Raw genomic sequence first — 6,125 nt, forward strand, 5'->3', positions numbered from 1 at the left:
GTCAATCAACCATGGCGCATCATGTCAATCGGACTGCGCAATTGGGCTCATGGGTTATAGCAATCAACGGTTGGTATAAGAGACTGATCCGAAAGTTTTTGAACAATACCAGCATGTTGTAATTCATCCGTCTTTGCGAAGAGATGGAGTGAATGGTGGCATGGACTGGTATTGCCCGACACGAACATAGCCGGGAGGGATTGCGATATCCATCGGATATGACGGATGCCGAGTGGGCTTTGATTATGCCGTTCGTGTCTCCGGCGAAACGGGGCGGACGGCCTCGCACGGCGGATATGCGCGAGGTTGTAAACGCGATACTTTATATCGCCTCGGGTAGGTGTGCGTGGCGTCTGCTGCCGAAATGCTTTCCACCGGTCTCGACGGTCAGGCGCTACTTTTACGCATGGCGTGATGCCGGACTGTTCGAAGCGATGAACACGGTACTGGTCATGAACCTGCGGGAGATTGAAGGGCGTGAGGCCTCCCCGAGCGCGGGCGTGATTGATAGCCAGTCGGTGAAAACCACGGAAAGTGGTAGAATTTCCGGTTATGACGCTGGAAAGAAGGTCAAAGGTCGCAAGCGCCATATTTTGACGGATACCTGCGGCTTCCTGATCTTCCTCCTTGTTCATGCCGCTGACATTCAGGATCGTGACGGGGCTGTCGATGTCCTGGCGGCAATACGCAAACACTTTCCATGGCTTCGCCACATCTTCGCCGATGGCGGCTATGCCGGTAATAAACTGCGATCCGCGCTCGCCAGCATGGGAAAATGGACGGTCGAAATCATCAGGCGATCAGACACAGCCAAGGGCTTTGAAATTCTGCCTCGCCGCTGGGTGGTCGAACGAACATTCGCCTGGCTCGGTCGCTGCAGGCGGCTCGCCAAAGACTGGGAAAAGTCCATAGCCTCGTCAACAGCGTGGACTTTGATCGCCTCAATCCGCATGCTGACCCGCAGAACCGCAAGGCATTGTCAGTGCTGAAAAACTTTCGGATCAGGCTCTAATGCCGAGATCATTGAAAAGCTGAATATAAAGCAGATAGATATCGGGATCATGTATTGTGAGGAGTGTCCCAAAGCCCCGGCCTTTGTCATGCATTAACTTTATAAGGAAAAACAGGTTCTAGCTGGCGCTAAATCTTACGATTTCCCGCCTGGCGATGAGATTAGCTGGGAAGCCGCAGCACAGTTCCCTCTTATCTTGCTCAGCCGGAGCATGCGTTGCCGGAAATTTGTCGATGTGGGGTTCCGAACTGTAGGCGTAAAATCGATAGTCTGGCCTGAGATTACTTTCCTGGAACTGATTCATGCTTCAATCATGATCTGCCACACCCGCCGACTTCATATTTTACATTTGGGATACGCGCATAAATCTGTGCCTCGAGTTTGCCGCGTGAGTCATTTCATGTTTCGAGGATTTGGCAACGTCTGTCGAGAGCGCAGAGATTCAGATATTTTGACGGGCGGGAACAGCTCGGCTTTGTGAATAGACCACTATTTCCCATCTGGCGGACGCTCAGGTTCGGAAAAGGCTATGAGCGACATCACACAGCAATGCTTCGCCCTTTTCCAGCGTCGCTACCACGGCGAGGCGGGAGTGCGGATATTGGTATTGGCCCGATCACCGGTGTTGGAGAAAATGTCCGATAAAGGCGGAAGATTGGATTGGCGGTACGTTCAGGCGTGATTCTGTCCGCCTTCCGGATCCCCTGCTGGCTACTGGTTATCGCATAGAGGTTGCACATCACGCCGTCCTTTCGCGAGTCCGGATATGGGTGTCCTACCGGATGGTATCCACCCAGCAGGAAAGGGATGGCCGGACTGTTCCTGATAAATCCCTGTAATCCAGACAGTTTTCATCACGCCTGAATCGGTCGGCAGGCCTGTGCCCGCGCCCGGATCGCAACCGCTTTTCCAGAATGGGTTGACATTCGTCACCGTGCCAGAACAAATAACGAACACAATCGCTGATTCCGTGCCAGAAACACCCGAATGGACTGTCCGACCCCATGCCCGCACCCGAACCCCGTCCTGCGCTGGAGGCGCTGAGAGCTCAGGTCAGCCGCCTCGAAGGCCAGGGCCGACGCAGGCGGGGCGTGCTGCCCTTCGGCATGCCCGAGATTGACGGTCGTCTGCCAGATGGCGGCCTGGCTCTGGGCGCGCTGCATGAGGTGGCAGGCGGCGGCCATGACGCCCTGAATGCAGCGGCATCCGGGCTGTTTTCCGCCGGGATCGCTGCCCGGACACGCGGAAAGGTGCTGTGGATCGCCACCCGTCAGGACCTGTATGCCCCGGCACTGCAGCAGGTCGGGCTGTCGGCGCAACGGACCATTTATGTCGCGGCCAGTTCGGACGTCGATGTCCTGGCCTGTTTCGAGGAGGCATTGCGTCATCAGGGATTGGGGGCAGTCGTGGCCGAGGTGGCCCGCCTGTCCATGACCGCCTCACGCCGCCTGCAGCTGGCGGCCGAGACATCTGGCGCGCTGGGCATCGCCATCCGACGCTGGCGACGGCAGACGGATGCGGCCGATTTCGGCCAGCCCACTGCTTCAGTCACCCGGTGGCGGGTCTCGGTCCTGCCATCCGTGTCGTTGCCGGTCCCCGGCGTCGGCCGGTCCCGCTGGCTGCTGGAACTCATCCGTGCCCGCGCGGGCGAATGCGCCGATTTCGAAGTGGAGGCCTGTGATGCCAAAGGGAGACTGGCACCGTGTCGTCTCACTCTACCTGCCGCTCTGGCCGACAGACCGGCTCAGGAAGCGGCTGGGAACCGACGCGCCCGCGCCTGACCGCCCACTGGTGCTGGCCGGGCGGGAAGGGCGGCGACGGGTCATCCTGTCGGTCGATCTCGCCGCCCGCAGGCTGGGCCTGCGCCCCGGCACGCCTGTCGCGAAAGCGCAGGCGCTCCATCCTGATCTGCTCATCATGGATGCCGACCCGGACGGTGACCAGGCAGGGCTGGAGCGGCTGGCGCTGTGGTTCCAGCACCGCATCGCCCCCATCGTGGCCCCCGATCCGCCAGACGGCATCGTGCTGGATACGACGGGTGCCGATCACCTGCGTGGGGGTGAGGCCGTCATGCTGGAGAACATGGTCACGCGCCTGAAGGAGTCCGGGATCACGGCCCGGGCCGCGATTGCCGATACGTGGGGCGCCGCCCATGCGTTGGCGCGTTATGGCCGGGGACGCATCACCCTCGTGCCGCCCGGTGAAACGTCGGCAGCGATTGCCGACCTGCCCATCGAGGCCCTGCGCCTGCCAGCGGATATCATTGGTGGCCTCCATGGGCTGGGCGTGTCACGCATCGGCCCGCTGGCCGGCACGCCGCGCGCACCGCTGGCCCTGCGCTTCGGCCCGGATGTCGCCCGTAGGCTGGACCAGGCTTTCGGGCGGCAGGCGGAAGCCATTGTCCCGGTCCGGCTGCAGGCGCCGGTGCAGGTCAGCCGGAACTTTGCCGAACCGATCAGCGCGGCCGAGACCATTGCCCGCTACATCACCAAACTCGTGCCGCCCCTGTGCGCCGGGCTGGAGGAACGCGAGCAGGGCGTGCGCCGCCTCGACCTGCTGCTGCACCGGGTGGACAGCCGCACCGAGGCCGTCCGCGTGGCCACAGCCATGCCGGTGCGGGACGTCAGACGCCTGACCCGTCTGCTCTGTGACAGGATCGAGATTATCGATCCGGGCTTCGGGATCGAGCGCATGGTGCTGACCGCGTCACTGGCCGAGCCGATCCTGCATCGCCAGGGTGTATCCGCCCTGATCGAGGAAGAAGAAGCCGACGTTTCCGACCTGATCGATACCCTGGCCAATCGTGTCGGCATGCAGGCCCTGTATCGCTTCGCCCCGGTGGAAAGCGACGTGCCGGAACGGGCCGTCTGCCGCGTGCCCGCCCTCGCACCCGAAGATACACGGGAGTGGCCGGATCACTGGCCGCGCCCCACGCGCCTGCTGCCCCGTCCCGAGCCGATCCAGACCATGGCGGTGTTGCCCGACCATCCGCCGGTCTTCTTCATCTGGCGCGGCATCCGCCACCGGATCAGATGCGCCGATGGCCCCGAGCGCGTCTTTGGCGAATGGTGGAAAGGGGATGCCGAACTGACCACCGTGCGGGACTATTTCCGGGTGGAAGATACCAGCGGCGAGACATTCTGGGTTTACCGGACCGGGGATGGCGAACATGGCGAGACCGGTTCGCAGGGCTGGTTCCTGCATGGTCTCTTTGAATGAGCGTGGCATACGCCGAACTGCAGGTGACGACGTATTTCTCGTTCCTGCGCGGCGCATCCTCACCAATTGAACTGTTCGAGCAGGCGAAGGCCCTTGGCATTGAAGCGCTGGGCATCTGCGACCGTAATTCCCTGGCGGGCATGGTGCAGGCCCATGTCGCGGCCAAAGAGACCGGCATCCGCCTGGTCGTGGGCTGCCGTCTCGATCTGGCCGATTTTCTGCCCGTGCTGGTCTATCCGACGGATCGGGCCGCTTATGGCCGGTTGTGTCGGCTGCTGAGCCTTGGCAAGGCCCGGGCCGGAAAGGGGAAATGCCGTCTGCTCTGGGAGGATCTGGTCACATGGGGTGAGGGCCTCCTTGTCATCCTGATCCCGGATACGGCGGATGATGCCTGCGCCCTGCAGCTTCGCAAGCTGCAGGATGCCTTTGGCGACCGGGCCTCCATGGCGCTGACCCTGCGGCGTCGGCCCAATGACCAGATGCGGCTGTATGAACTGGCGCACCTCGCCCATCAGGCGCGGGTGCCAGCGGTCGTGACCAATGACGTGCTGTTCCACACCCACGACCGGCGTATCCTGCACGATGTGGTGACCTGCATCCGCAACCACACCACCATCGACGAGGCCGGGTTTGCCCGTGAGCGCCATGCGGACCGTTACCTCAAGCCGCCTGCAGAAATGGTGCGACTGTTCAGCCGGTATCCCGAGGCGGTGGCCCGGACCACGGATATTGTGGAGCGCTGCCATTTCTCGCTCGATGATCTGGCCTATCAATATCCCGACGAGGTCTCCGTCCCGGGCCAGACGCCGCAGCAGGCGCTCGAAGCCCTGACCTGGGAAGGGGCGGCAGCGGCCTATCCCGAAGGCATTCCGCCCGAGGTCAGGAACATCCTCAACCATGAACTCGCCCTGATCGGGCGCATGGATTATGCACCGTATTTCCTTACCGTCCACAGCATCGTCCGTTACGCCCGCTCGCAGGGCATCCTGTGCCAGGGGCGGGGATCAGCGGCCAATTCCGCTGTCTGCTATGTACTGGGCATTACCGCCATCGATCCGGCACGGACGTCGCTGCTCTTCGAGCGCTTCGTATCCGAAGAGCGCCGCGAGCCGCCCGATATCGACGTGGATTTCGAGCATGCGCGCCGGGAGCAGGTCATCCAGTGGATTTATGGTCATTATGGCCGCAACCACGCAGCCCTTACGGCCGTGGTTACGCGCTATCGTGCGAAGGGCGCGCTGCGCGATGTCGGCAAGGTCATGGGTCTGCCCGAAGACCTGATCCGCACCCTGTCCGGCCAGATCTGGGGTTGGGGGCGCAAGCTGGATGATGACGCGCTGAATGAAACGGGGATCGACCTCTCCGACCGGCGGATCCGGCTGACGCTGGATCTGGCGCGCTGCCTGATCGGCATGCCGCGCCACCTGTCGCAGCATCCCGGCGGGTTTGTCCTGACCCATGACCGGCTGGATGAACTGGTGCCGATCGAACCGGCGGCCATGGACGGTCGCCAGATCATCGAATGGGACAAGGACGATATCGACGTCCTGAAATTCATGAAGGTCGATGTGCTGGCCCTTGGTATGCTGACCTGCATGAAGAAGGGGCTGGACCTTCTGGCCGAACACAAGGGACAGCATTACACGCTGCAGACCATTCCGGCCGAGGATCCGCGGACCTACGCCATGATCCGGAAGGCGGACACGATCGGGGTGTTCCAGATCGAATCCCGCGCCCAGATGTCCATGCTGCCACGTCTCAGGCCCCGGGTGTTCTATGATCTGGTGATCGAGGTGGCCATTGTCCGGCCCGGTCCCATCCAGATGGGGTGGACGGCCTCCATGCGACATCAATGTGCCATGATGAGGTCGGAAGACCATTCAGAGGAGACCGC

Annotated in this window: 5 protein-coding genes; all 5 read left to right on the forward strand. The window is 61.9% G+C overall.

Annotated features, from left to right (window positions below):
• Positions 1-152 precede the first annotated feature (152 nt).
• Entirely contained in the window at positions 153-989 is an 837-nt protein-coding gene (locus tag DV027_RS16765; RefSeq protein ID WP_034926470.1) for an IS5-like element IS1031D family transposase, read from the forward strand.
• Between the two features lie 552 nt (positions 990-1,541).
• Positions 1,542-1,694 carry a hypothetical protein gene (locus DV027_RS17700; RefSeq protein WP_010518348.1) on the forward strand — a complete coding sequence of 51 codons (153 nt, stop codon included), beginning with the start codon at positions 1,542-1,544 and terminating at the stop codon, positions 1,692-1,694.
• Positions 1,695-2,016: 322 nt separating this feature from the next.
• Positions 2,017-2,793 carry an ImuA family protein gene (locus DV027_RS16775; RefSeq protein ID WP_034926475.1) on the forward strand — a complete coding sequence of 259 codons (777 nt, stop codon included), beginning with the start codon at positions 2,017-2,019 and terminating at the stop codon, positions 2,791-2,793.
• Complete coding sequence (locus DV027_RS16780) at positions 2,693-4,231, forward strand: DUF6504 family protein (protein ID WP_275101015.1); 1,539 nt, start codon at positions 2,693-2,695, stop codon at positions 4,229-4,231. The genes DV027_RS16775 and DV027_RS16780 overlap by 101 nt, the downstream gene beginning before the upstream one ends.
• Positions 4,228-6,125: PHP domain-containing protein (locus DV027_RS16785; protein WP_242621988.1), on the forward strand; the 1,898-nt coding region annotated here is incomplete at its 3' end. The genes DV027_RS16780 and DV027_RS16785, both read left to right, overlap by 4 nt.

Source organism: Komagataeibacter xylinus (assembly GCF_004302915.1).
GTDB lineage: Bacteria > Pseudomonadota > Alphaproteobacteria > Acetobacterales > Acetobacteraceae > Komagataeibacter > Komagataeibacter xylinus_C.